Source organism: Pseudomonas donghuensis (assembly GCF_000259195.1).
Lineage (GTDB): Bacteria > Pseudomonadota > Gammaproteobacteria > Pseudomonadales > Pseudomonadaceae > Aquipseudomonas > Aquipseudomonas donghuensis.
On sequence record NZ_JH650759.1, the window covers coordinates 51068 to 74640 of the forward strand.

Sequence of the window (23573 nt, forward strand, 5' to 3'; positions counted from 1 at the left end):
AGGTTGCAGATAACGCTTCTGTTCCGTGAGCATCCCATGCCCCAATCGCGTCCTTACAAAGTTGCACTCAACGGCTACGGCCGTATTGGTCGTTGCGTCTTGCGCGCACTCTTTGAACGGGGGGCGAAGGCGGGCTTCGAGATCGTTGCACTGAACGACCTGGCCGACCAGGCCAGCATCGAATACCTGACACGCTTCGACTCCACCCACGGGCGTTTCCCCGGTGAGGTGAAGGTCGACGGCGATTGTCTGCATATCAACGGCGACTGCGTGAAGGTGTTGCGCAGTGCCACCCCGGAAGGGGTCGACTGGGCGGCGCTCGACGTCGACCTGGTGCTGGAGTGCTCCGGTGCCTACAACACCCGTGCCGATGCCATGCGTTTTCTCGACGCCGGTGCGCCGCGGGTGCTGTTCTCCCAGCCCATGGCCAGTGAGGCGGATGTCGATGCCACGGTGGTCTACGGCATCAACCAGGATTGCCTGGACGGCACCGAGAGGCTGGTCTCCAACGCCTCCTGCACCACCAACTGCGGGGTGCCGCTGCTGCGGGTGCTGGACCAGGCCTTTGGCCTGGAGTATGTGTCGATCACCACTATTCACTCGGCGATGAACGACCAGCCGGTGATCGACGCCTACCACCACGAAGACCTGCGCCGTACCCGTTCGGCGTTCCAGTCGGTGATCCCGGTGTCCACGGGCCTTGCCCGCGGTATCGAACGGCTGTTGCCGGAACTTGCCGGGCGAATTCAGGCCAAAGCCGTACGCGTGCCGACCGTCAACGTGTCGTGCCTGGACATCACCCTGCAGACCGCCCGCGATACCACCGCAGCCGAGGTCAACCGGGTGCTGCGCGAAGCCGCCCTGAGCGGCCCGCTGCAAGGTCTGCTGGCCTACACTGAACTGCCGCACGCCAGTTGTGATTTCAACCATGACCCGCATTCGGCGATTGTCGATGCCAGCCAGACCCGCGTTTCCGGCCCCCGGCTGGTCAACCTGCTGGCCTGGTTCGACAACGAATGGGGTTTTGCCAACCGTATGCTCGACGTTGCCGATCACTTTCTGCACGTCGTCAATCAAACCCGCTCCACTTGTAAACAGCCCTGAAGGACTGCATTCATGACCGTGTTGAAGATGACCGACCTCGATCTGCAAGGTAAGCGCGTACTGATCCGCGAAGACCTCAACGTGCCTGTGAAGGACGGTGTGGTTGCCAGCGATGCGCGCATCCTCGCTTCGCTGCCGACCATCAAGCTGGCCCTGGAAAAGGGCGCGGCCGTGATGGTCTGCTCGCACCTGGGCCGCCCGAGCGAAGGCGAATTCTCCGCCGAGAACAGCCTCAAGCCGGTCGCCGAGTACCTGAGCAAGGCCCTGGGCCGCGACGTGCCGCTGGTTGCCGACTACCTCGACGGTGTCGAAATCAAGGCCGGTGATATCGTCCTGTTCGAGAACGTGCGCTTCAACAAGGGCGAGAAGAAGAACGCTGACGAGCTGGCGCAGAAATACGCCGCCCTGTGCGATGTATTCGTGATGGACGCGTTCGGTACCGCTCACCGCGCCGAAGGCTCGACTCACGGTGTCGCCAAGTTCGCCAAGGTGGCCGCTGCTGGCCCGCTGCTGGCCGCCGAGCTGGACGCCCTGGGCAAGGCCCTGAAAGCCCCGGCCAAGCCGATGGCGGCCATCGTTGCCGGCTCCAAGGTTTCGACCAAGCTGGACGTGCTCAACAGCCTGAGCCAGATCTGCGACCTGCTGATCGTCGGCGGCGGCATCGCCAACACCTTTCTGGCTGCGGCCGGTCACCCGGTCGGCAAGTCGCTGTACGAGCCTGACCTGATCGACACCGCCAAGGCCATCGCCGCCAAGGTCAACGTGCCGCTGCCGGTGGACGTAGTGGTTGCCAAGGAATTTGCCGAAAGCGCCGAAGCGACCGTCAAGCTGATTGCTGACGTTGCCGAAGACGACATGATCCTGGATATCGGTCCGCAAACCGCGGCCAACTTCGCCGAGCTGCTGAAGTCGTCGAAGACCATCCTGTGGAACGGCCCGGTTGGCGTGTTCGAATTCGACCAGTTCGGCAACGGCACCAAGGTCCTGGCCCAGGCCATCGCCGACAGCGCTGCATTCTCCATCGCTGGCGGTGGCGATACCCTGGCGGCTATCGACAAATATGGCGTTGCCGAGCAGATCTCCTACATTTCTACCGGTGGCGGTGCATTCCTCGAGTTCGTCGAAGGTAAAGTGCTGCCGGCCGTTGAAGTGCTGGAACAGCGGGCCAAGGCCTGATCCACTCAGCGCCTGGCAAAGGGAGCGACCTGATGGTCAAGCAGTTGCCTGTGATTATCCTGGCCGGGTTGCTCGGCGCTTGCTCCAGCAACCCGGAGCAGGCGGCGCCAAAGCCCGGCACGCCGAAAGGCGGCTGCTATCAGTCTGAATGGCAGGCTGAAACGGCACCGGTGATCAACAAAAGGCTGGGCCCGGATGGCCTGGAAAAATACGACGACGAACATCAGCGCCGGGCCCAGGGTTGCCCTTGATCGGTTCGCGGCAACCTACCGGCCGGTTTGTGGTCTGCTAGAGGGTATTGGATGAAAGCGGTAGTGGCCTTGATGGCCCTGGCAGTACTCGGTGGTTGTGCAAGCCTCAAGCCTGCACCGGCGCCGACCGACAACTGGACCCGCTGGGTCTGTGACAGCCAGGCCGAAGTGCTCTGGCGTTTTGTCGACAGCAGCCAGCAGGACGTGGATGTACGCCTTGGGGGCGGCGACCAGGTCTACCGGCTCAAGCCGGAGCCCAGTGGCTCGGGTGCGTTGTACAGCGATGGAGTGCTGGCGTTCCACAGCAAGGGTGATGAAGGCCTGGTGTACTGGGTCGCCACCAACGATTTGATAGGGCGGGGCTGCAAGGCGCCGTGACTGGCCGGGCCGTCTGATGGCCCACACTACTTGAATAGCAACCGCCGCTGCGGCAGGCTTGCACGAAAAACGACGCTTGTCGGGAGAGAGATACACAATGGCACTCATTAGCATGCGCCAGATGCTGGACCACGCCGCTGAATTCGGCTATGGCGTTCCAGCTTTCAACGTCAACAACCTCGAGCAGATGCGCGCCATCATGGAAGCCGCTGACAAGACCGACTCCCCGGTGATTGTCCAGGCCTCGGCCGGTGCCCGCAAATACGCTGGCGCGCCGTTCCTGCGCCACCTGATCCTGGCCGCCATCGAAGAATTCCCGCACATCCCGGTGTGCATGCACCAGGACCACGGCACCAGCCCTGACGTCTGCCAGCGCTCGATCCAGCTGGGTTTCAGCTCGGTCATGATGGACGGTTCGCTGGGTGAAGACGGCAAGACTCCAACCGACTACGACTACAACGTCCGCGTTACCCAGCAAACCGTGGCCATGGCTCACGCTTGCGGCGTTTCGGTTGAAGGCGAGCTGGGTTGCCTGGGTTCGCTGGAAACCGGCATGGCCGGTGAAGAAGACGGTATCGGCGCCGAAGGCGTGCTGGATCACAGCCAGATGCTGACCGATCCGGAAGAAGCCGCCGACTTCGTCAAGAAGACCCAGGTCGATGCCCTGGCCATCGCCATCGGTACCAGCCACGGTGCCTACAAGTTCACCAAGCCGCCTACCGGCGACGTGCTGGCAATCGACCGCATCAAGGAAATCCACAAGCGCATCCCCAACACCCACCTGGTGATGCACGGTTCGTCCTCGGTACCGCAAGAGTGGCTGGCGATCATCAACCAGTACGGCGGCGACATCAAGGAAACCTACGGCGTTCCGGTTGAGGAAATCGTCGAAGGCATCAAGTACGGCGTACGCAAGGTCAACATCGACACCGACCTGCGCCTGGCGTCCACCGGCGCCATGCGTCGCCTGATGGCCACCAACCCGAGCGAGTTCGACCCGCGCAAATTCTTTGGCGAAACCGTCAAGGCCATGCGCGACGTCTGCATCGCCCGTTACGAAGCCTTCGGTACCGCAGGCAACGCCTCGAAGATCAAGCCGATCTCCCTGGAAGCGATGTTCCAGCGCTACGCCAAGGGCGAGCTGGCCGCCAAGGTCAACTAAGCCTGAACAGAAAAACCCGCAGCGATGCGGGTTTTTTTGTGCCTGCGCGCCAGGGAGTCGGCGCGCATGGCCCGGATGGACAGACCGTTAGTCGGCTAACAGGCCATTCCGCGCATGATGGCAATGTGCTGACTTCAGATTTGCGGCAGCCGGGTCTAGAGTTACGCACAGATTTCAGCCGAAGTCCGGCATTGGTGCCTTAAGAGAAGCAGCATGGATTGCGCGCAACCTCAGTCACACGATAGCGGCTCAGTACTGCTGGTCGTTGATGACTACCCGGAAAACCTGATCAGCATGCGGGCCTTGCTGGCCCGCCAGGATTGGCAAGTACTTACCGCGAGCTCCGGGACGGAAGCCCTGAGCGCGCTGCTCGAACACGAAGTGGACCTGGTGCTGCTGGATGTGCAGATGCCCGGCATGGACGGTTTCGAGGTTGCCCGCTTGATGCGCGGCAGCCAACGCACGCGGTTGACGCCAATCATCTTTCTTACCGCCAACGAGCAGTCCCAGGCCGCCGTGCTCAAAGGGTATGCCAGTGGCGCAGTGGATTATCTGTTCAAACCCTTCGACCCGCAGATTCTCAAACCCAAGGTCCAGGCCTTGCTTGAGCAGCAGCGCAACCGGCGCTCGTTGCAGCGTTTGAGTCGCGACCTCGAGGCGGCGCGGGCCTTCAATGCCTCGGTGCTCAACAATGCCGCCGAAGGTATTTTGGTGGTGAATGAAAACGGTGGAATCACCTTTGCCAATCCGGCCATTTCCCAGTTGCTCGAAGCCCCTGTCGAGAAGCTGCAAGGCGCCAGCCTGCTGGATTTCGTGCAATCGCCAGGCATGACGTTGTGGAATGAGTCGGCCTTCTACCAGGCCTACCTGGACCGGCAGATTTTCCGTATCCACGATGCTTTGCTGCGCACCGCCGGTGGCCAGCCGGTGCCGGTGGCGCTGTCCTGTTCGCCGTTGACCGATGGTCAGCGGGCCATGGTGGTCACAGTGCTGGACATGTCGGTGGTGCGCAACCTGCACCAGCAACTGGAGTTCCAGGCGGTCACCGACCCCCTGACCGGACTGCTCAACCGTCGTGGCTTCTATCAGGCCGCCGAAAGTGCGCTGGTACGCAACGAACGCAGCGACAAGGCCCAGGCCCTGATGTACCTGGACCTGGATGGATTCAAGCGGATCAATGATTTTCTTGGCCATGAGGCGGGCGACCGGGTGCTGCATTGGGTGGCCGAGCAGCTCAAGGATTGCCTGGGAGCCAGCGCGATTCTCGCGCGCATGGGCGGCGATGAGTTCACGGCGCTGTTCGATGCACTTGAATACCCGGAGCAGGCTGCGCGATTTGCCGAGCGGGTGATCGAGCGCATGTCGATCTGCCAGCAGATCGACGGCATGGAAGTGACCCTGGGCGTGAGCATCGGTATTGCCACCTACCCCGATTGTGGCGCCAACCTCGACGGCCTGCTGCGTGCGGCCGATGCCGCGATGTATGCGGCCAAGCAGGCTGGGCGCCAGCAATACCGCTATTACGACCAGGACCTTAACGGCCGGGCACGTTCACGGCTGATGCTCGAGGACTCGGTGCGCGGCGCCATTGAGAACCAGGACTTCAGCCTGGTCTACCAGCCTCAGGTCGCCTTTGCCGACGGACGCCTGCGCGGCTTCGAGGCGTTGTTGCGTTGGCAGCACCCCAGCGTTGGCGATGTACCGCCGGGGCTGTTCCTGCCCTTGCTGGAGGAGGCGCGGTTGATTTCGCGCCTGGCCAGCTGGATCTATGCCCAGGGTGCGGCGCAACGGCGTGACTGGCAGGATTGCTTCGATCCAGCCTTGGTGCTGGGGATCAGCCTCAGTCGCGTGCAGTTTGCCATGCCCAACCTGGTCGAGGAGCTCGGGCGGGTGATTGGCAGCCAGGGCCTGGAGCCGGCGCAGCTGGAGGTCGAGATTGCCGAGACCTCGCTGATGGTCAACAACGAGGTGGCCTTGAAGCAGTTGCACAAGCTCAGGGAGCTAGGCGTACGCGTTGCCCTCGACGATTTCGGTGCCGGCGATTGTTCGTTGCGCATGCTGCGCGATCTACCGATCGACACCCTCAAGCTTGACCGCCATTTGGTCGCACGTCTGCCCGGGTCGCAAGCGGACGCGGCGCTGGTGCGTTGCGTGATTGACCTGTGCCGGCAGTACCGTATCAGCGTGATCGCCGAAGGCGTCGAAACCCGCGAGCAGGCGCATTGGTTGCAAGCCAATGGTTGCGAGTATGTGCAAGGCTTCTTGGTGGCGCGGCCCATGACTCCTGGTGACGCCGGGGCGTTTCCGGGCTTTTTTGACTGGCAAGGGGTGTAGTTGGGTACACTGGGCGCTTTTATCGTCAGCCGTTTTGACCATGACTGTGCTCAAGTACCTGCAAGCCTATCCGCCCGCCCTGCAAGACCAGGTTCGCCAGTTGATTGCCAGTAATCGCCTGGGCGACTACCTGCAGCAGCGCTATCCGGACAAGCACGCGGTGCAGAGCGACAAGGCGCTATACGCCTACACCCAGGCGCTCAAGCAGGAGCACCTGCGCAACGCGCCGAACCTTGACAAGGTGCTGTTCGATAACCGCCTGGACCTCACCCACCGGGCACTCGGCCTGCACACCGCGGTGTCGCGGGTACAGGGCGGCAAATTGAAGGCCAAGAAGGAAATCCGCATCGCCTCGTTGTTCAAGGAAGCGGCGCCGCAGTTCCTGAAGATGATCGTGGTGCATGAGCTGGCGCACCTGAAAGAGTCCGATCACAACAAGGCGTTCTACCAGCTCTGCGAATACATGCAGCCGGGCTACCATCAACTGGAATTCGACCTGCGGGTTTACCTGACCTACCGCGAGCTGCCCGCCAGCCTGTAGGCCCTGAGGATTTGCCAATGGAAGTGAGCAAGACCAAGAGCAGTTTCTACCGCCGGCTGTATGTCGCCTGGCTGATCGACAGCCAGACGGCCAGCACTGTCCCGGCGTTGATGGAGGCCACCGGCATGCCGCGGCGCACTGCCCAGGACACCATTGCCGCCCTGGCTGACCTGGATATCGTCTGTGAGTTCGAGCAGCAGGCAGGGGCGCGCAATCATGCCGGGCACTACCGGATTCGTGACTGGGGAGCGATCGACAAGCAGTGGATCATCCAGCATTTGCGCGGTATTCGTGAAGTGCTGGGGTATCCCTGAGGGCCCCATCGCTGGCAAGCCAGCTCCCACAAGGTTCTGTGTGACTCCTGTGGGAGCTGGCTTGCCAGCGATGGGCTGCGCAGCAGCCCTGAATTTCAGCCGCGACGCATACCGATATGCGGGATATCGTCTTCCAGATACTCCTCTCCCGCCACCTTGAAGCCATGGCGTGCATAGTAGTCCTGCAAGTGCGCCTGGGCGGACAGATACACCGGCACTTCTGGCCAGTATTCCTCTGCATACTTGAGCCCGTGCTCCATCAGTTCATGACCCAGCCCACGACCACGTGCCTCTGGGGCGATCAGTACCCGGCCAATGACCACGTCACCGCCCTGGGATTGCGGATCGAGTAAACGCAGGTAAGCCAGCAGGTTGTCACCCTCCCAGGCCATCAGGTGGCAGGTGTCGCCCTCCAGGTCCTGGCCGTCGACCTCCTGGTAGGCGCATTTCTGTTCGACCACGAACACTTCGGTGCGCAGTCGCAGAATGGCATAGAGTTGTTCCTTGCCAATGTCGCTGTGGTGTTTGCAGATCCAGTCGATGGCCATGGGCGTCTCTCAAGCGGTTGATACCCCTGATCATGGCAGACAGCGGGGCGAGGGTCTAATTGCTCCAGGTCAACACAGGCTCGAAGTCGACCAGAATAGAGGCTATTTGATATCATTTGTCTCTGCCCGAGTGCTGCTTCTTTGTGTAACCTGCAATGGCTGATAGGCACTGAACATTCTCAAGCAGTTGAAATCAACGGCGCGAACCAGAGGTTCGCTAAAGGATTTGAGCATGCGGCCATTGCTTCGAGTCTTGGCTTTGCTGGGAATACTGCTGCTGGCGAGCACGACGGCGCAGGCTGCCACGCTGCGCCTGGTTGCTGACAGCTGGCCACCTTTCACTGACGCCAACATGGCCAACGGCGGCTTGGCCACGGCCATCGTCACCACCGCCCTGACCCGTGCCGGCTATACCAGCCAATACGAACAGGTGCCCTGGGCGCGGGCGCTGCTGGGAGTGGGGGACGGGCGCTACGATGTGCTGGTCAACGCCTGGTACAACGACGCGCGTACGCAGATTGGCCAGTTTTCCGCCAGCTACCTGACCAACCGTATCCGTCTGCTCAAGCGCAAAGGCGACGCGGTGCGCTTCAATGCCCTCAGCGACCTGTACCCGTTCCCCATTGCTGTAGTGCGCGATTACGCCTACTCGCCCGAGTTCGACAGCGACACCCATTTGCAGAAGATTCCAGTACGCAGTTTTTCCGTCGCCGTCGGCATGTTGGCCGCGGGCCGCGTGCGCCTGGCGCTGGAAGATGAGTTCGTTGCCGGTTACTACCTCAAGCGCGAACCGAAAGAGGTGCGTGAGGCGGTGGAGTTCTTTGACCAGCCTATCAGCGAGAACAGCCTGCATATCCTGGTCAGCCTGAAGAACCCCGAGCACCAGCAGATCGTCGCCGGCTTCGACCGCGCCATTGCACAGATGAAAGCCGACGGTAGCTATGCCCGGCTGCTCAGGCAGCACGGCTTGTGATCAGGCTGTCGCGCTGTCCTTGATCAGGTGCGCGGCGAGGGTCCGTAGCGGTCCCAATTGACGGCAGATCAGCGCCAGCTGGGTTTGCACCAGGCGCTGGTTTTCGTCGAGCTCTTCGGGCATCTGCTCAAGCTCATTGGCCAGGGCCTCTTCGGCATCACTGTGAATGGCCACCGGCAGCTTGCTGGCCAGGCCTTCGGCAATCTCATCCAGGCTGTTGGCCAGGCTCGCCCCGGCACTGTCGATCAACTGCTCGCGAACCTCGGCATCCAGCGCGCTATCGCGGTGTGCACCCAGGCCCGAGAGATAGCTGAGCAGGGTGTGCGAGAGCACCAAAAAGCGAAAGCCGACATCCGCCTCCTTACGAAAATGCCCAGGCTCCATGAGCATGTTGGCCAGGGTGGTCGACAGCGCCGCATCGGCGTTGTGGGCATTGCGCCGGGCCAGGCGGTAGGCGAGGTCGTCGCTCTTGCCCTGGGCGTACTGCTGCATGATCTGGCGCAGGTAGGTGCTGTTGCAGCTCAGGGTGTTGGCCAGCACCTTGTTCAGGCGCCGTCCCTGCCAGTCCGGGAGGAACAGGAACACCGCAAGGATGGCGATCAGGCTGCCTACCAGGGTATCGAACAGGCGCGGCAGGAACAGCCCGTAGCCATCGCCGATCTGGTTGAAGCAAAACAGCACCATCAGGGTGATCGCTGCGGTCGCCAGGGTGTAGCGGGTGGTGCGGTTGACGAAGAACACCACCCCGGCGGCCACGGCGAACAGCGACTGGATGACCGGGCTCGGGAACAGGTCGAACAGCGCCCAGCCGACGGTCAGGCCGATGGCGGTGCCGATGATCCGTTGCACCAGCTTGCGCCGCGTGGCGCCGTAGTTGGGCTGGCAGACGAACAATGTGGTGAGGATGATCCAGTAGCCCTGGGTCGGGTGAATCAGGTGCACCATGCCATAGCCGATCGACAGCGCCAGCGGCAGGCGCAGGGCATGGCGGAACAGCAGCGAGGTCGGTGTCAGTTGCTGGCGCAGGCGGCTCCAGACGTCCTTGAAGTTACGCGGCGAACGGTCGAGCAGGCTGCTGTCGCTGGCATCGGCGAGGTTGTCGGGGTTGCTGGCGTCGCTGAGCAGGCGGTCGAGGGTCGCCAGGTTAGCCGCCAGTGCACGCAGCGAACGCAGCAGGCCGCGCCAGGCCGGGTTGCTCTGGATGCGCAGGTGCTCGAGCGAGGCGTGCAGGTCTTCCAGGGCCTGGGTGAAGCTGGTGTCGTAGGTGAACGGCTGGCGCAGCTGGATGGATTCGGACAGCTGCTGACAGGCCACCCCTTGCTGGCGCAGCAGGCGCTGGCAGCGGAACAGCACATCGCTGTGGAAGAAGGCTTCAGTCAGGGCGTTGTACGGGTAGTGCGAAGAGCTGGCGCGCTCGTGGATGTCCTGGGCGAGGAAGTACAGCTTCAAATAGCGGCTGACCTTCGACCCCGGCCGGCCATTGCCAACCCGGTGCAGGATGATCTCCTTGGCCGCATTGAGCGCGGCCACCACCCGGCCATTCTGCTGCGCCAGCTCCAGGCGGCGGGCTTCGACGTCCAGTTGGCGGATCGGTTCGAACAGGGTGGCCTTGAGCTTGAGGTAGCGGCCCAGTTCGCGGAACAGCCGGGCCAGGCTCTGCTGTACCGGCTGGTTGGAGAACAGCGCCTGCCACAGCACTGAAAGCAAACCGTACCAGGCGGCCCCGGCCACCAGCAGCAGTGGCTCATGCCAGAAGTCCGTGACCTCGCCGCCACGCTGGTCGACGCCAATCATGGTGTACACCGAGAGGATCAGCGTTGCCGAGGCAATCGCCCCGTAGCGTTCACCGAGGGCGCCAAGCATGGTCAGGGCGAAGCTGGCCAGGGCCAGGGCGCAACCGAAGATGATCGGATAGGGAAACAGCAACTCCACCGACAACGCGGCGATGGTGAAACATACCAGGGTTACCGCCAGGGCATTCAGGCGCCCCTGCCAGCTGTCGTCGGTTTCAGCCAGGGCGCTGGCGATAATCCCCAGGAACAGCGGGATCAGCAGGCTCATCTCGTCCTTGTACCAGCACAGCAGCATGCTGCCGGTCAGGGCGATGAGAACGCGGATGGCATAGCTGAACTTGTCCAGGGCCCAGAGGCGGCGCAACGATTGGCTGAACGAGGAAGATGACATGTCGGGTGGGCAGGCCTTGGGCGATGATCGAAATTGAGCCAATCAGATGGCAGCGGTGTTACCGCTACCCTCTGACCAGCAAAATTTGTTCCTTGATGCGCTGATTCTACCGCGAAGGTTAGACGAACTGCGCGGCCGCGTACGCCGAGGCCCAGGCCCACTGGAAGTTGAAGCCGCCCAGGTGGCCGCTGACGTCGAGCACTTCGCCAATAAAGTACAGGCCTGGGCTTTTCAGTGATTCCATGGTTTTCGACGAGACCTCGCGGGTATCGACGCCGCCCAGGGTCACCTCGGCCGTGCGGTAGCCTTCGGTGCCGGCCGGCACCACCTGCCAGGCCCCGAGCTTGTCGCTGACCTGGGCCAGTTCCGCCGGGGTGTACTGCTTCATCGGCTTGGAGACGAACCAGTGCTCGGCCAGCAGGTTGGCCATCTTCTTGGTGAAGATCTCCCCGAGCAGGGTCTTGAGCTCGCTGTTGGGGCGCTCGGCCTGCTGCTGTTGCAGCCAGCCCAGGGCGTCATGCTCCGGCAGCAGGTTGATTTCAAGCGTGTCGCCAGCCTGCCAGAACGAAGAAATCTGCAGGATCGCCGGGCCGCTCAGGCCGCGGTGGGTGAACAGCAGGTTTTCCCGGAAGCTGCTGCCGTTGCAGCTGGCTACGCAATCCACCGAGGTCCCCGACAGTTCAGTGCAGATGGCCTTGAGCTGCGGTTCGGTGATGGTGAACGGCACCAGGCCCGCGCGGGTCGGCAGCAAGGTGTGGCCGAACTGGCGGGCGACCTGGTAGCCGAAACCGGTGGCGCCGAGGGTCGGGATCGACAGGCCGCCGGTGGCGATCACCAGTGACTGGCACTGGAACTGGCCGGCGCTGGTTTCCAGCAGGTAGCCGCTGTCGAGTTTTTCGATCTGCTCGATACGCGTATCCATGCGCAGTTCGGCGCCGGCGCTGGCGCATTCGTCCAGGAGCATGCCGAGGATGTCGCTGGACTTGTTATCGCAGAACAGCTGGCCGAGCTTCTTCTCGTGGTAGGGCACGCCGTGCTTGCCGACCATCTCGATGAAATCCCACTGGGTGTAGCGGGCCAGGGCCGACTTGCAAAAGTGCGGGTTGTGCGAGAGGAAGTTGCTCGGCTCGGTGTACATGTTGGTGAAGTTGCAACGGCCGCCGCCGGACATGAGGATCTTCTTGCCCGGCTTGTTGGCGTGGTCGAGCAACAGCACCTGGCGGCCACGTTTGGCGGCGGTCAAGGCACACATCAGGCCGGCGGCGCCAGCGCCGATGATGATCACTTCGGTGGAACGCACTGCAAAATCCTCGAGATTCGGTGGTGAAGCGATCGCGGAGCAAGCCCGCTCCTACAGGGTGTGTAGGAACGGGCTTGCCCGGCGAAAAGGTGTCAGACGATCCGTACCCGCAACGACCGCCCCTTGATCTTGCCGCTGTTGAGCCGCTGCAACGCCTGCTTGGCCACCGCCCGCTCGACAGCGACGAACGCCTGGAAGTCGAAGATGGCGATCTTGCCCACTTGGGTGCCCGGCAAGCCGGCATCACCGGTCAAGGCGCCGAGGATATCGCCAGGACGCAGTTTGTCCTTGCGCCCGGCAGCGATGCACAGGGTGCTCATGGTCGGCAGCAGCGGTGCACCATTCTGGGCCTTGAGGCTGTCGAGCTGTTCCCAGCGCAGGGCGGCCTTTTGCATGTCTTCGATGGCCTGGGCGCGATGGCCTTCGGCCGGGGCCACCAGGCTCACCGCCAGGCCTTTCTCGCCCGCCCGACCGGTACGGCCGACGCGGTGCACGTGGATCTCGGCATCGCGGGCCAGCTCGACGTTGATAACCATGTCCAGGGCATCGATATCCAGGCCGCGGGCGGCGACGTCGGTGGCCACCAGCACCGACAGGCTGCGGTTGGCGAACAGGGTCAGGACCTGGTCGCGGTCACGCTGCTCCAGGTCGCCATGCAGGGCCTGGGCGGCGATGCCCTTGGCCTGCAGGTGCTCGACCAGCTCTTGGCACTGCTGCTTGGTGAAGCAGAACGCCACGCACGACTGCGGACGGAAATGGCCGAGCAGCTTGCTCACCGCGTCCATGCGCTGGTCCGGGTTGATCTCGTAGAAGCGCTGCTCGATCTGGCTGTCGGCGTGCTGCGACTCGACCTTGACGGTCTGCGGGTCGCGCATGAAGGTCGAGGCCAACTGCTTGATGCCGGCCGGGTAGGTGGCGGAGAACAGCAGGGTCTGGCGGCGCTTCGGGGTCTGGCCGATGATGTCGGCGATGGCGTCGTAGAAGCCCATGTCGAGCATGCGGTCGGCTTCATCGAGCACCAGGGTGTTGAGGCCATCGAGCACCAGGGTGCCCTTGCTCAAGTGTTGCTGCACGCGGCCCGGGGTACCGACGATGATGTGCGCGCCGTGCTCCAGCGAAGCGATCTGCGGGCCGAGGGACACACCACCGCAGAGGGTGAGGATCTTGATGTTGTCTTCGCTGCGGGCCAGGCGGCGCAGTTCTTTGGCCACCTGGTCGGCCAGCTCGCGGGTCGGGCACAGCACCAGCGCCTGGCAACCGAAGTAGCGCGGGTTGAGCGGGTTGAGCAGGCCGATGCCGAAGGCGGCAGTCTTGCCGCTGCCGGTCTTGGCCTGGGCGATCAGGTCCATGCCCTTGAGCATCACCGGCAGGCTCTGGGCCTGGATCGGGGTCATCTGGGCGTAGCCGAGGGCGTCCAGGTTGGCCAGCATGGCGGCGGACAGCGGCAAAGTGGCGAAGGCGGTGGCAATGGTGGTCACGAGACTGGCCTGCAAAACAAAATGTCGCGCAGTGTACCAGCCTCGTGGCCTTTAGCCCTAAGGCTCGATCTCCGGTTCCGGACGAGGGGCACGCCTTCCGTCCGCCCTGGACAGCTGCATGAAGATCGCAGCGGCGAACATGGCCATCAGGCCGATGGTCACGAAGGTCAGCTGGAACGCCCCGAGGGTGCTTTCTACGCCCTCGGCGCTGCCCGCTGCGGTAAAACCGCCGAGCAGGGCGCCAGCGCAGGCCACGCCGAGGCTCAGCGACAGTTGCGCGACCACCGACAGCAGGCTGTTGCCGCTGCTGGCGTTGTGGTCATCCAGATCGATCAGGGTCACGGTGTTCATTGCCGTGAATTGCATCGAGTTGACCGCGCCCAGCAGGCCCAGTTGCAACAGCAGCAGGGCGTAGGGCGTCTGCTCGTCGACCAGGCCCAGGCTGGCCAGCAGCAAGCCCAGCAGCAGGGTGTTGCCGGTGAGAATGTTGCGGTAGCCGAAACGCTCGATCAGCGGCCGGGCAATCGACTTGGCGAGCATCGCCGCCGCGGCCAGGGGGATCATGCTCATGCCGGCCTGGGACGGTGAATAGCCCAGCGCCACCTGCAGCAACAGCGGCACCAGAAACGGCAGGGCGCCACTGCCGAGACGAGCGAACAGGTTGCCGAGGATACCCACCGAGAAGGTCCGGGTGCGGAACAGTTTTGGCGAAAACAGCGGGTTGTCGACGCTGCCGGCGCGCAGCCAGTAGGCGGCCAGGCAGGCCATGCCGGCGAACAGCAACAACATCACCCGCAGGTGCGGCAAGTGCAGTTCGCCCAGGCCTTCCATGGCGATGGTGATCAGCACCATCGCCGCGCCGAACAGCACGAAGCCGATGCTGTCGAAGCGGGTGCGCTCGCTGCCGCGCAGGTCGGGGATGAACTTCCACACCGCATAACAACCGATGGCGCCAACCGGCAGGTTGAGCAGGAAGATCCAGTGCCAGCTGAGAATCTCCACCAGCCAGCCGCCCATGGTCGGGCCCAGCAACGGACCGAGCAGGCCGGGGATGGTGATGAAGCTCATGATCCGCACTAGTTCCGAACGCGGATAGGCGCGCAGCACCACCAAGCGCCCGACCGGCAACATCAATGCCCCGCCCAGGCCCTGGATCACCCGCGCCGCCACCAGCATGCCGAGGCTGCTGGCCAGGGCGCAGAGCAGTGAGCCGAGGCTGAACAGGAGGATGGCGCCGAAGAAAATGCGCTTGGTGCCGAAGCGGTCGGCAATCCAGCCCGAGGCCGGGATCAGCAGGGCCACGGTGAGCATGTAGGCGATGATTACCGACTGCATGCGCAGCGGGTCTTCGGCCAGGTCGCGGGCCATGGCCGGCAGGGCGGTGTTGAGGATGGTGCCGTCGAGCGACTGCATGAAGAAGGCGATGGCCACTACCCAAGGGATCCAGCGGGCGGTGGTCGGGTCCAGCGGGGCGCGGTTGGGCATGGGCATCTCTACAAGGTCGAGGGCCTCATCGCCGGCAAGCCGGCTCCCACAGGGACAAGTTCACACAGATCCGTGTGGGAGCTGGCTTGCCAGCGATCGGGGTTATCACAGTGTCAACGTCAGGCGTTTGACCAAGGCTCCCGGCAAATGGCTCGAACTGGTCTGCCGTTGCCCGTAGGTGCTGGTCGACAGAATCAGCTCGCGGTCTGTCGTCAACGCTTCCAGCTGCGAACCCAGCAAGCTGTAGACACTGTCGTCAAAGCGCATGGTGCTTACTGGAGCCTGAATCTCACCGTTCTCGACCCAGAAGGTGGCAAAGCGGGTCAGGCCGGTCATGCGCGCCGCAGGCAGGTCCGAGTAGTTCAGGTACCAAAGGTTGCTGATGTACAGGCCGGTGCCCAGGCGGGTGAGGATTTCACTGTGCTCCAGGTCACCTGGCGCCATGCTCAGGGCGCAAGGTGCTTCGTGACTGTCGGCACCGTTGGCCGCCAGCTCGAACTCGGCGGCGCTGCGTGCGCAGATCAGGCGATCCAGGGCCTGGCCTTTGTCGATCAGACGCAGGTCGCTGCGCAGCAAGCCTTCATCCGAGAACGACGGGCTCAGCGAACCGCTGACCTGTTCGGCAATGCTGGTCAATGGGCTCAGACTGGCATCGGCACTGTACAGGCGCTGCAGCGGGCTGTTCTTGGTGGCGATGGCCTGGGCCGAGAAGCCACCCCAGCAGAGCATGCCCATGACCTCGTCGAGCGCCGCCGGTGCCAGGTAGGCGCGGTACTGGCCGGGGGCGAGCTTTTTCAGCGGGCGGCCGAGGTAGTCAAGTTGTTCGCGGGTCTGCTGCAGGCGCACGGCGAAGGCTTCGTGGTCCCAGGTTTGCCCGGCATAGTTGGCTTTGACCGCTTCGCCGTTGCTGTGGAACAGGCTCCAGTCGAAGTTGAAGCTATTGGCCTGGTGCCAGCCAAATGCCCCGAACGAGCTGGCAAAGCCGCGGCAGATGGGGCCTGCGGCATAGATGCCGACCAGATCCAGATCACCTGCGCCTTGCTCGATCTGCGCCAGTACCTCGGCGCTGTCAGGCAGCGGTTGATCCTGCACGCTATGGCTTTGCCAGGCGCTGTCGTTGAGCTGCAGGTAAGGGTCGGGCTCGAGCAGCGGCAGGGTCTGGCGCAGCTGCTCCAAAGCCTGTTGCAAGCGCAGTTGGTCCACTTCGGCATCGTTGCCCAAGGTGAACTGCAGCTCGGCCTGGCGCCCGTCGGCGATCAGCTTGAGCACGCAACTGGCTTGCTGGACTTCACCGGCCTGGCGCACCTTGGCGTGATTGAAACGGATGAACTGCGAGTGTTCGCCGCTGTAGCTGAGGGTGAAATGCTCAGGGGCGGGTACTGCGTCACGCAGGCTGGCGACCAGGTGCTGAAAGCTTTGCAGTGGGGTGGCAGCCATCAGGCGTCTCCTCCGAATACGTCGATCTGGCTGAATACGCAGGCGGGGGAGGCGTGGCCCACCCGTACCACCTGGTTGGGCTCGCCCTTGCCGCAGTTCGGTGTACCCAATACCTGCAGGGTACTGGCGTCACCGACGGCGCTGAGATTGCCCCAGAACTGTGCGGAGATGCCGCGGTAGTTGGGGTTCTTGACCACGCCCTTGAGCTCGCCGTTCTCGATCAACTGGCCCCATTCGCAACCGAACTGGAACTTGTTGCGCGCATCGTCGATCGACCACGAGCGGTTGGTGCGCATCAGGATGCCCTGCTCGATGCCGCCGATCAGTTGCGCCAGGGGCTTGTCGCCCGGCTCGATGTTGAGGTTGGCCATGCGGTCGATCGGCGCGCGGTTCCAGCCGCAGGCGCGGCTGTTGGCCACCCCTTCAAGGCCAGAGCGGAACTGCGACAGGGCGCCACCGAGCGGACGAACCAGCAAACCGTCCTTGATCAGGAACTGCTTGTGTGCGGCGCTGCCGTCATCGTCGTGGCTGTAGCTGGCCAGCTCCTCGCGGATCGACGGGTCGAAGGTCACGTTGAGCAGTTTCGAGCCGTATTGCAGGTTGCCGAAGTCGCTGGCTTTGACGAAGCTGGTGCCGGCGTAATTGCGCTCGTCGCCGAGGATGCGGTCCATTTCCAGCGGGTGACCGATGGATTCGTGGATCTGCAGCATCATCTGGTCGGGCATCAGCAGCAGGTCGCGCACACCGCTTGGCGTGTTCGGCGCCAGCAGCAGTTGCAGGGCCTGATCGGCGACCTTGGCTCCGGCGCCGACCAGCCCGCAACGCTCGATCACATCCAGGCCGCCCTGCTGGCCAAAGTTCTCCCGGCCCAGGGTGCGGGTCTGGCTGTCCTGGCCGTCGAAGGCAGTGGTGCTGAAGCCCGGGTAGATGAAGCGCTGAGCCTGGCGCAATTCGGCGCCGGCAGTGTTCAGGTAGATCTGTTCGATAGTGCTGATACCGAGGCTGGCGTGCCAGTTCACCAGACGACTGTCGCTCGGCACGCTGGCCGACTCCTGGGCGAGCAGGGCGTAGCACTCGGCCAGGGACGGGAAAGCTTGCTCGAGGTTGGGCGAGCAGTAGTCGGCGCGGCCTGTGGCCACCGGTTGTTCGCGCAGGTCGAGCAGGGCGCGCCCGGCGATCTGCCGGGCCAGTGCTTCAGCCTGCTCCAGAGCCCGCTGCAGGCCGGCCTGGGACAGGTCGGCAGTGGCGGCGTAGGTTTCCACGCCATTGAGGCGCACGGTCAGCATTGCGCCTTCGTCACGGCTGAGGAACGGCGGCTCGGCGATATTCTTGCGCACCGACAGGTGCTGCTGGCTCTGCTGCACATAACGCAGGGAAAAGAATTCGCCACTGCTGCGCAGGGCGGCGAAGCGCTGGCGCAGCAATGCGGTCAACTCGAACATGCGGGAACCTCCGTGTGCGCGGTGGTTCCCCCTCAGAACCACTCGTCGTGCATGCTCAGGCAGGTATCGTCACGGGCCGCGAGCAATGCCAGCTCATTATGGCAGCCCGGCACTTCCCAGGTCAGGAAATAACGCGCGGCCTGCAATTTGCCCAGGTAGAAGTCGCGATCAGCCGGGTTACCCCCGGCCAGGCCCTGTTCGGCACGCACTGCCTGCTCCAGCCAGCGCCAGCCGATCACGCAGTGGCCGAAGGCCTTGAGGTACAGCGCCGAGTTGGCCAGGGCAGCATTGACCTGACCCTGGCCCAAGTCGTCGAGCAGCCCGAGCGTCACTTCCTGCAGGCGCATGAGCAACTGCTCCAACGGTACACGCAGGCGATCCAGGCTGCTGTGCTGTTGGGCATGCTTGCAGGTGGTGGCGATCAGACGGACCAGTTGCTTGAGCCCGGCACCGCCGTTCTGCGCCAGTTTGCGCCCGAGCAGGTCCAGTGACTGGATGCCGTGGGTGCCTTCGTGAATGGGATTCAGGCGGTTGTCGCGGTAGTACTGCTCGACCGGGTACTCGCGGGTGTAGCCATGGCCACCGAGAATCTGGATGGCCAGTTCGTTGGCCTTCAGGCAGAACTCCGACGGCCATGACTTGACGATCGGCGTCAGCAGGTCGAGCAGCTCATGGGCCTGCTGGCGAAGCGTTGCGCTTTCGCCGCTCTGGCTGTCATCGAACAATCGCGCCGCGTACAGGCCCAGGTCGAAGGCGCCTTCGACATAGGCCTTCTGGGTCAGCAGCATGCGCTTGACATCGCTGTGGTTGATGATCGGCACGGCAGCAGTGGCCGGGTCCTTGTTGTCTGGCAGGCGTCCCTGCGGACGCTGGCGGGCGTACTCCAGCGAGTACAGGTAGCCGGCATAGCCGAGCATCACCGCACCCATGCCGACGCCGATGCGCGCCTCGTTCATCATCTGGAACATACAGGCCAGGCCCTGGTGCGGCTTGCCCACCAGGTAGCCGACGCACTGGCCGTTGTCGCCGAAGTTCAGCGCCGTCGAGGTGGTGCCGCGCCAGCCCATCTTGTGGAACAGCCCGGCCAGCAGCACATCGTTGCGCGGGCCCAGGCTGCCGTCGGCGTTGACCAGGAACTTGGGCACGATAAACAGCGAAATGCCCTTCACCCCGGGCGGCGCATCCGGCAATTTGGCCAGGACCATGTGCACGATGTTTTCCGACAGCGAATGGTCACCGCCGGAAATGAAGATCTTGTTGCCGCGCAGCCGATAGCTGCCATCGTCGGCCGGTTCGGCGCGGGTGCGGATATCGGCCAGGGACGAACCGGCGTGCGGCTCGGTCAGGGCCATGGTGCCGAAGAACCGGCCGTCGATCATCGGCTGCAGGAACAGGCGTTTCTGCTCGTCGCTACCAAAACTCTCGATCAGGTTGGCAGCGCCCATGGTCAGGAACGGGTAGGCCGTGGTCCCGGCGTTGGCGGCCTGGAAGTGGGCGAAGCAGGCTTGCGACAGCAGGGTCGGCAACTGCATGCCACCGGCTTCGAAGTCACGGCTGGCATTGAGAAAACCTGCTTCAAGGAAGGCATCGACCGCAGGCTTTACCTCCGGAATCAGCACCGCCTCGCCATTTTCATAGCGCGGCTCGTGCTCATCGCCCTTGCGGTTGTGCGGGGCGAAGTACTTTTCAGCGATGGATCGCGCGGTGCTCAGGGCGGCGTCGAAGGTTTCGCGGTTGTGCTCGGCAAAGCGCGGGCGTTGGGTCAGGGCCTCGGCGTCGAGCACTTCATAGAGTTCGAAGGCCAGGTTGCGGGCGCTGAGCAGGGTCTCGGACATGGCGGCATTCCTGTCTGGGGATGGGCCGAGTCTAGGGTGCAGGCAGGGATCAGGACAGGTTAATAGGTACAGGTGATGACGGGGCATGAGCGAGCGGCGGCGCTCGGCTTAGGACCGGTCGTACTTCTGGTTAGGATCGGTACGGCAGATTTCAACAGCCTCAAACCGGTTAGATGTCGACTCATTCTCTGTTCCTCTGAGTCGGTATTTGTCGATGTCGTCAGAAACAACTTCCGGGGTCAACGATCATCCTCAGTTCTTTGTGGTGTCGCCCAAAAAACTGGCCATCATGAGTTTCTTCACCTTTGGCCTGTATTGGTGGTTCTGTTTTCACCGAAGCTGGGTCTTGTACCGAAAAGTTACAGGCGAGCCTGTCTTGCCATTGGTCCGCGCCTTGTTCCCGATCATTTTCCTGTATCCGCTGATGAGGCGGATCGATGCGCGGATTCGCCAATCAAGGCTTGAGTACCGATGGTCACCATTGGTCCTGACATTGCTTTACCTGATTGGCGTGGGTCCTTTGCTGTTGTTGGACCAGGGCGCCTGGGAACATTTCTTTCATATCGCCACGATGCTCCTGCTGACTTCACATGGAGTATTCATCTGGGTGATTGTCAGAATTCAGTGCGCCATCAACTTCAGTGAAGGAGATGAGCAGGGGTTGGCCAATGCAAGGCTGTCGTTGATTAACTGGATTTGGATGCTCTGGGGGCTATTGTTTTGGCCGTCGTTGGTGTTGCTTGCTGTAGGTTCGCTGATGATAGGTTTTTATTGAGCCCGTAACGAAAAAGGGAGAGCAGATGCTCTCCCTTTTTCGTGGTTGCGCTAACGTCAGCCGATAGTCATCAGGCTCGCGTTGCCACCGGCAGCAGCGGTGTTGACGCTCAGCGCGCGCTCGATCACCAGGCGCTCCAGGGCAATCGCGGTTTCACCCGACGACAGGCCGTGAACACCGACGATGGCACCGGCGCGCTTGGCCACCTGCTCGCACACGGCGCGCAGTTGGTCGGAGTCGCCGTGATGGAGGACGGCGTCGAACACCACTTCGTCCTTGTTCCAGTCGGCCACCAGCTGGATGCGCGCTTGCACTTCCTTTGGCAGACGATTGCGCAGGGTCTTGCTCAGCTCGCCTTCCGGCCAGACCGCCGAGCTGCCCACGGCCAGGACTGCGGCCAGTTGGGTCAGCAGGTCAGCTTCGACCTCGGCCAGGCACAGCACGTGCTCGCGCGGCAGGATGGTGTAGCTGTTGCGCTCGCCAGTCGGCCCCGCCAGCAGGCGGCTGATACCGCTTTGCGATTGCTGGGCGAACTGTTCGCACAAGCCGCTCAGGTCGTTCAGCTGATTGCTCGCCGCCCAGGTTTTGAGGGCTTGCAGCGGTTTGCTCAAGCTGTCGCGCAGGCGGGTGTCCGGGGCGTTTTCGCCGTCGGTGCGCTGGAATGACTGCTCGATGGCGCCGGCCGGGCGGGTCGACAGCAGGCGGTAAAGGTACAGCGGGCCACCGGCTTTCGGGCCGGTACCAGACAGGCCTTCACCACCGAATGGCTGCACGCCAACCACGGCACCGACGATGTTGCGGTTGACGTAGACGTTACCGGCGTTGACGTTGTCGATGACCTTGGCAATGGTTTCGTCGATCCGGGTGTGCACACCCAAGGTCAGGCCGTAACCGGAGGCATTGATCTGCTCGATCAACTGGTCGAGGTTCTTGCGGTTGTAGCGCACCACGTGCAGTACCGGGCCGAAGATCTCGCGTTGCAGCTCGTCGAAGCTCTCCAGTTCGATCAGGGTTGGCATCACGAAGGTGCCGCGCTTGATCTCTTCACCATCGGCGATTGCCATCTGGTACACGGTACGGCCTTTGTCGCGCATGCCTTGGATGTGCTTCTCGATACCGGCCTTGGCTTCGGCGTCGATCACCGGGCCAATGTCCACGGCCAGGCGCTCGGGGTTACCCAGACGGCTTTCAGCCATGGCGCCCTTGAGCATTTCGATGACGCGGTCGGCGGAATCTTCCTGCAGGCACAGTACGCGCAGGGCCGAGCAACGCTGACCGGCGCTGTCGAAGGCCGACGACACTACGTCGATGACCACTTGTTCGGTGAGCGCCGAAGAGTCGACGATCATTGCGTTCTGGCCACCGGTTTCGGCGATCAGCGGGATCGGGCGGCCCTGGGCATCCAGGCGGCCGGCGATGTTGCGTTGCAGCAGGCGGGCGACTTCGGTGGAACCGGTGAACATCACGCCTTTGACCCGATCATCACCGACCAGACGGGCGCCGACGGTTTCACCGCGCCCTGGCAGCAGTTGCACCACGCCTTCCGGGATACCGGCTTCGAGCAGCAGGCGCACGGCCTGGGCAGCCACCAGCGGCGTTTGCTCGGCCGGCTTGGCCAGCACCGGGTTACCGGCGGCAAGCGCAGCGGCAACCTGGCCGCTGAAGATAGCCAGCGGGAAGTTCCATGGGCTGATGCACACCACCGGGCCCAGTGGGCGGTGGGCGTCGTTGCTGAAGTCGTTGCGCGCCTGCACGGCGTAGTAGCGCAGGAAGTCGACTGCTTCACGCACTTCGGCAATGGCGTTGGCGAAGGTCTTGCCGGCTTCACGGGCAAGCAGGCCCATCAGCGGCTGGATCTCGGCTTCCATCAGGTCGGCGGCACGTTCCAGGATCGCAGCGCGTTCGGCTGGCGGGGTGGCCTGCCAGATCGGCGCGGCGTTGAGGGCGCACTGGATGGCGTTGTCGACGTCGGTGACGTTGGCTTCCTGGACGTGACCGACCACATCGCGCAGATCTGCCGGGTTCAAAACCTGGGCAGGCGCTTCGCTGCTGGAGGCGCAACCGAGCATCGGCGCGGCTTTCCAGTCATTGTGGGCGGTGGCCAGCAGGGCGCAGGACAGCGAAGCCAGGCGGTGTTCGTTGGCCAGGTCGATACCGGCGGAGTTGGCCCGCTCGGCGCCATACAGGTCACGCGGCAGCGGAATGCGTGGGTGCGGCAGGCCGAAGCTGCCTTCCTGGGTGGCCATCTGCTCGATGGTGGCGACCGGGTCGGCGACCAGTTCCTGAATCGAGATCGACTGGTCGGCGATGCGGTTGACGAACGAGGTGTTGGCGCCGTTTTCCAGCAGGCGGCGCACCAGGTAGGCCAGCAGGGTTTCATGGGTGCCGACCGGTGCGTACACGCGGCACGGACGGTTCAGCTTGCCATCGGCGACCTTGCCGACAACCTGTTCGTACAGCGGCTCGCCCATGCCGTGCAGGCACTGGAACTCATACTGGCCCGGGTAATAGTTCTGACCAGCAATGTGATAGATGGCCGACAGGGTGTGAGCGTTGTGGGTGGCGAACTGCGGGTAGATGACTTCCGGCACCGACAGCAGTTTACGTGCGCACGCAATGTAGGACACATCGGTGTACACCTTGCGGGTGTACACCGGATAGCCTTCCAGGCCTTCGACCTGGGCGCGCTTGATTTCGCTGTCCCAGTAGGCGCCCTTAACCAGGCGGATCATCAGACGATGGCGGCTGCGGCGGGCCAGGTCGATGACGTAGTCGATCACGTACGGGCAGCGCTTCTGATAGGCCTGGATAACGAAACCGATACCGTTCCAGCCGGTCAGTTGCGGCTCCAAACAC

19 protein-coding genes are annotated in these 23573 nt (G+C 63.2%); 10 read left to right on the forward strand and 9 right to left on the reverse strand.

Annotated features, from left to right (window positions below; translation table 11 throughout):
- Nucleotides 1-36: 36 nt before the first annotated feature.
- The 8 genes from epd (at nucleotide 37) to UW3_RS0106710 (ending at nucleotide 7260) form a co-directional block, all read left to right on the forward strand.
- Nucleotides 37-1104, forward strand: coding sequence for an erythrose-4-phosphate dehydrogenase (gene epd / locus UW3_RS0106675; protein ID WP_010221528.1), 1068 nt, complete (start codon nucleotides 37-39; stop codon nucleotides 1102-1104).
- 12 nt (nucleotides 1105-1116) lie between these two features.
- Complete coding sequence (locus UW3_RS0106680) at nucleotides 1117-2280, forward strand: phosphoglycerate kinase (RefSeq protein ID WP_010221529.1); 1164 nt, start codon at nucleotides 1117-1119, stop codon at nucleotides 2278-2280.
- The gene (locus UW3_RS0106685; protein WP_026001215.1) at nucleotides 2280-2531 is read left to right on the forward strand and encodes a hypothetical protein; all 252 of its coding nucleotides are present in this window, start codon (nucleotides 2280-2282) and stop codon (nucleotides 2529-2531) included. The genes UW3_RS0106680 and UW3_RS0106685 overlap by 1 nt, the downstream gene beginning before the upstream one ends.
- Before the next feature lie 51 nt (nucleotides 2532-2582).
- Nucleotides 2583-2909 (forward strand): MliC family protein, encoded by a 327-nt coding sequence (locus tag UW3_RS0106690; RefSeq protein WP_010221531.1) that lies wholly within the window; start codon nucleotides 2583-2585, stop codon nucleotides 2907-2909.
- A gap of 97 nt (nucleotides 2910-3006) precedes the next feature.
- On the forward strand, nucleotides 3007-4071 hold the full coding sequence (gene fba / locus UW3_RS0106695) for a class II fructose-bisphosphate aldolase (protein ID WP_010221532.1): 1065 nt from the start codon (nucleotides 3007-3009) through the stop codon (nucleotides 4069-4071).
- Between the two features lie 213 nt (nucleotides 4072-4284).
- On the forward strand, nucleotides 4285-6405 hold the full coding sequence (locus tag UW3_RS0106700; protein ID WP_010221533.1) for a putative bifunctional diguanylate cyclase/phosphodiesterase: 2121 nt from the start codon (nucleotides 4285-4287) through the stop codon (nucleotides 6403-6405).
- A gap of 40 nt (nucleotides 6406-6445) precedes the next feature.
- Nucleotides 6446-6946, forward strand: a complete 501-nt coding sequence (locus UW3_RS0106705; RefSeq protein WP_010221534.1) for a M48 metallopeptidase family protein — start codon at nucleotides 6446-6448, stop codon at nucleotides 6944-6946.
- A 17-nt stretch (nucleotides 6947-6963) separates the two neighbouring features.
- Nucleotides 6964-7260, forward strand: a complete 297-nt coding sequence (locus tag UW3_RS0106710; RefSeq protein ID WP_010221535.1) for a winged helix-turn-helix domain-containing protein — start codon at nucleotides 6964-6966, stop codon at nucleotides 7258-7260.
- A gap of 95 nt (nucleotides 7261-7355) precedes the next feature.
- Here UW3_RS0106710 and UW3_RS0106715 read toward each other — a convergent pair whose 3' ends face one another.
- Nucleotides 7356-7808: a GNAT family N-acetyltransferase gene (locus UW3_RS0106715; RefSeq protein ID WP_010221536.1), complete on the reverse strand. Its 453-nt coding sequence runs from the start codon at nucleotides 7806-7808 to the stop codon at nucleotides 7356-7358.
- Nucleotides 7809-8040: 232 nt separating this feature from the next.
- Between UW3_RS0106715 and UW3_RS0106720 the strand changes: the two genes are divergently transcribed.
- Nucleotides 8041-8781, forward strand: coding sequence for a substrate-binding periplasmic protein (locus UW3_RS0106720; RefSeq protein WP_010221537.1), 741 nt, complete (start codon nucleotides 8041-8043; stop codon nucleotides 8779-8781).
- On the opposite strand, the gene yccS is transcribed toward UW3_RS0106720, so the two are convergent.
- From yccS to UW3_RS0106755, 7 genes are all read right to left on the reverse strand, one after another.
- Entirely contained in the window at nucleotides 8782-10965 is a 2184-nt protein-coding gene (yccS, locus tag UW3_RS0106725) for a YccS family putative transporter (protein ID WP_010221538.1), read from the reverse strand.
- A gap of 118 nt (nucleotides 10966-11083) precedes the next feature.
- On the reverse strand, nucleotides 11084-12265 hold the full coding sequence (locus UW3_RS0106730) for a BaiN/RdsA family NAD(P)/FAD-dependent oxidoreductase (RefSeq protein ID WP_010221539.1): 1182 nt from the start codon (nucleotides 12263-12265) through the stop codon (nucleotides 11084-11086).
- A gap of 92 nt (nucleotides 12266-12357) precedes the next feature.
- Entirely contained in the window at nucleotides 12358-13695 is a 1338-nt protein-coding gene (gene dbpA / locus UW3_RS0106735; RefSeq protein ID WP_232531859.1) for an ATP-dependent RNA helicase DbpA, read from the reverse strand.
- A 105-nt stretch (nucleotides 13696-13800) separates the two neighbouring features.
- A complete protein-coding gene (gene mdtD / locus UW3_RS0106740; RefSeq protein ID WP_010221541.1) occupies nucleotides 13801-15228 on the reverse strand; it encodes a multidrug transporter subunit MdtD in 1428 nt (475 codons plus the stop codon).
- 105 nt (nucleotides 15229-15333) lie between these two features.
- Entirely contained in the window at nucleotides 15334-16665 is a 1332-nt protein-coding gene (locus tag UW3_RS0106745; RefSeq protein ID WP_010221542.1) for a TldD/PmbA family protein, read from the reverse strand.
- On the reverse strand, nucleotides 16665-18107 hold the full coding sequence (locus UW3_RS0106750) for a TldD/PmbA family protein (protein WP_010221543.1): 1443 nt from the start codon (nucleotides 18105-18107) through the stop codon (nucleotides 16665-16667). Before UW3_RS0106750 ends, UW3_RS0106745 begins: the two co-directional genes overlap by 1 nt.
- Nucleotides 18108-18139: 32 nt before the next feature.
- Nucleotides 18140-19942: an acyl-CoA dehydrogenase gene (locus UW3_RS0106755; RefSeq protein WP_010221544.1), complete on the reverse strand. Its 1803-nt coding sequence runs from the start codon at nucleotides 19940-19942 to the stop codon at nucleotides 18140-18142.
- Between the two features lie 214 nt (nucleotides 19943-20156).
- Between UW3_RS0106755 and UW3_RS26605 the strand changes: the two genes are divergently transcribed.
- Nucleotides 20157-20717 carry a hypothetical protein gene (locus UW3_RS26605; RefSeq protein ID WP_051636763.1) on the forward strand — a complete coding sequence of 187 codons (561 nt, stop codon included), beginning with the start codon at nucleotides 20157-20159 and terminating at the stop codon, nucleotides 20715-20717.
- A gap of 56 nt (nucleotides 20718-20773) precedes the next feature.
- Here UW3_RS26605 and putA read toward each other — a convergent pair.
- Nucleotides 20774-23573, reverse strand: a 2800-nt coding sequence (gene putA, locus UW3_RS26610; RefSeq protein WP_010221546.1) for a trifunctional transcriptional regulator/proline dehydrogenase/L-glutamate gamma-semialdehyde dehydrogenase, incomplete at its 5' end; no start/stop codon positions are given.